The organism is Arenimonas sp. (assembly GCF_044348765.1).
Lineage (GTDB): Bacteria > Pseudomonadota > Gammaproteobacteria > Xanthomonadales > Xanthomonadaceae > Arenimonas.
The window spans coordinates 1-3,101 of record NZ_JBIKSE010000081.1; the positions used below are offsets into that span (position 1 = coordinate 1).

The 3,101-nt window shown below is 59.9% G+C and carries 2 protein-coding genes; both read left to right on the forward strand.

Annotation, left to right across the window (positions count from 1 at the left end):
• On the forward strand, positions 1-986 hold a 986-nt coding region (nuoF, locus tag ACIQ0Q_RS08605; protein WP_395772527.1), incomplete at its 5' end, for an NADH-quinone oxidoreductase subunit NuoF.
• Positions 983-3,101: NADH-quinone oxidoreductase subunit NuoG (gene nuoG, locus ACIQ0Q_RS08610; RefSeq protein WP_395772528.1), on the forward strand; the 2,119-nt coding region annotated here is incomplete at its 3' end. The genes nuoF and nuoG, both read left to right, overlap by 4 nt.

A 3,101-nucleotide genomic window follows, 5' to 3' on the forward strand; every position in this document is an offset into this window, starting at 1 on the left:
CAGTCATCGAGGGCATGGCCATCGCCTGTTACGCCACCGGCTCGACCGTGGCCTACAACTACCTGCGCGGCGAATTCCACCACGAACCGTTCGAGCATTTCGAAGAAGCCCTGAAGGAAGCCTATGTGGCTGGTCTGCTTGGCAAGAACATCCTCGGCTCGGGCGTCGATGTCGATATGTACGGAGCGCTAGGCGCTGGTGCCTACATCTGCGGCGAAGAAACCGCTCTGATGGAATCGCTGGAAGGCAAGAAAGGCCAGCCGCGGTTCAAACCACCGTTCCCAGCGAATTTCGGCCTGTATGGCAAACCGACAACCATCAACAATACCGAAACCTACGCTTCTGTACCGGCCATCATCCGCAATGGTGCGGAATGGTTCCTGAATCTGGGCAAGCCCAACAACGGCGGACCGAAGATCTTCTCGGTATCCGGCCATGTCGTCAATCCGGGCAACTTCGAAATCCGTCTGGGTACGCCGTTCAGCGAACTGCTGTCCATGGCTGGCGGCATCCGTGCCGGACGTAGATTAAAAGCGGTGATTCCCGGTGGTTCTTCGATGCCGGTTCTTCCGGCCGAAACCATGATGGCCTGCACCATGGATTACGATTCAATCCAGAAAGCCGGCTCGGGCCTGGGTTCCGGTGCGGTCGTGGTGATGGATGACAGCACCTGTATGGTACGTGCCTGTCACCGGATTTCGCGTTTCTACTATAAGGAAAGCTGCGGCCAGTGCACGCCGTGCCGAGAAGGCACCGGTTGGATGTACCGGGTGCTGTCACGCATCGTTGCCCATGAGGCGACCATAGACGATTTAGCCATGCTGAAAGCCGCCGCCGGCCAAATCGAGGGCCACACCATCTGTGCTTTCGGCGAGGCCGCCGCCTGGCCGGTGCAGGGTTTCCTGCGCCACTACTGGCATGAATTCGAATACGCCATCCAGAACAAACGCTTCTGGGTGGATGCGCAACTGGAGAACGCGGCATGAGCACCACCGCCGACAAACCACAGGCTGCTGCCGATCTGGTTACCTTGGAAATCAACGGTGAAAGCGTACAGATCGCCAAGGGCTCGATGATTATCCAGGCATCCGATGCCGCCGGCATCCCGATTCCGCGTTTCTGCTATCACGAGAAACTGCCGATTGCGGCTAACTGCCGCATGTGTCTGGTCGACGTCGAGAAGACGCCAAAACCGATGCCGGCCTGCGCCACGCCGGTGATGGAAGGCATGAAGGTGTTCACCCAGAGCAAACGCGCGCTCGATGCGCAACGCAATGTGATGGAATTCCTGTTGGTCAACCACCCGCTGGACTGCCCGATCTGCGACCAAGGCGGCGAATGCGAACTGCAGGACGTGTCCATGGGTTACGGCCGTTCGGTCAGCCGTTACGTTGACCGCAAGCGCGTGGTGCCCGATGAAGATATGGGTCCGCTAGTCGCCACCGACATGACCCGCTGTATCCAGTGCACCCGCTGCGTGCGTTTTTCAGCCGAAATTGCCGGCACCTATGAGCTTGGCGGCATCTACCGCGGCGAAAACCTGCAGATCGGCACTTTTGACGGCAAGCCCTTGATGAGTGAAATCTCCGGCAACGTCATCGATGTCTGTCCGGTCGGCGCCCTCACCAACAAGGTGTTCCGCTACAAGGCCCGCGCCTGGGAACTGACCGCCAAGGAATCGCTCGGCTATCACGATGCTCTGGGCTCGAACCTGTATCTGCACAGCCGCCGCGGCGAAGTCCTGCGTGCCGTACCGCGTGACAATGAACCGGTAAATGAATGCTGGCTCTCGGACCGCGACCGCTATTCACATGAAGGTCTGTACAGCAGCGACCGCGCCACCCAGCCGATGCTCAAAGAAAACGGCCATTGGCGCGTTGCCGCATGGGATGAAGCTCTGGCTGCCGCCGTTGCTGTGCTGAAATCGGCATCCGCCACCGAAACCGGCATCCTGGCTCATGCTGCCAGCAGCAACGAAGAAGGGTTCATGCTGGCGTCCTTGGCTAATGCGCTGGGTGTCCGGAACCTTGATCACCGCATCAAACAACTCGATTTCGCTGACGAAGCCGTCGCCGAGGTTTTCAACGCAACGGTTGCCGATATTGAAAAGGCGGGCAGCATCGTTCTGGTCGGTTGCAATATCCGCCACGAAATGCCCCTTTTGCACCAACGCATCCATCAGGCCGTCAAACGCGGCGCCAAAGTGCATGTCATCAATCCGGTCGATTTCGAATTCACCTTCGATACGGCGACCAAAGCCATTGTGCCGCCGTCCAAGATTGCCGATTCGCTTAAGGCATTAGCCGCTGCGCTGGATGAAGGATCGGTGCTCATCCTCGGTGAAATCGCTGAAAACCACGGTGACGCATCGCACATCCGCGCTGCCGCCAAGGCCTTGCAGCAGGCCGGCAAGGCCAGTATCTGCCGACTGCCGCAGGGCGCCAATGCCATCGGTCTGGCGCAGCACGGCGTGTTGCCGGGCGAGGGCGGCCGCCATGCGGACGCCATGCTCAACGGCGATTTGAAATCCATGCTGTTGTTCGGCATCGAGCCGCAGTTCGACTTCAGCGACACCACGCGCGCCGTCAAAGCCCTGGTCGGCGCCAAAGTCGTCGCCTGCAGTGCCTATGTGACCGAATCGCTGAAAGAACTGGCCGATGTGATTCTGCCCATTGGATTGCTGCCGGAAATTCAGGCCACCTTGACCAATGTCGATGGCCGTGATCAGTACGCCGAAGCCGCCGGCAAGCTGCCGGGTTCCGCGCAAAGCGGCTGGCGCGTGTTGCGCGCCCTTTATGATGCCGCTGCACTCCCGGTCCTGAATTTCACCGACATCGATGGCCTGCGTTCCGGTCTGACCAAACAGACGGTAGCTTTCGGCGTCGGCCTTTCACCGAAGCATGCCGTATGCGATGGTTTCGAGCGCATCAGCACCAGTCCGATTTACCGCGGTGATGCCGTGACGCGTCGTGCCGCCTCCCTGCAGGCCCATCCGCTGAACACCGGGCCGCGTCTAGTCATGCATCCCGCAGCCGCCGCCAAGGCTGGTCTGCAGGAAGGCCAGATTGCCAAGGTCGGTGACGGCACCGGCAGTGCCACGT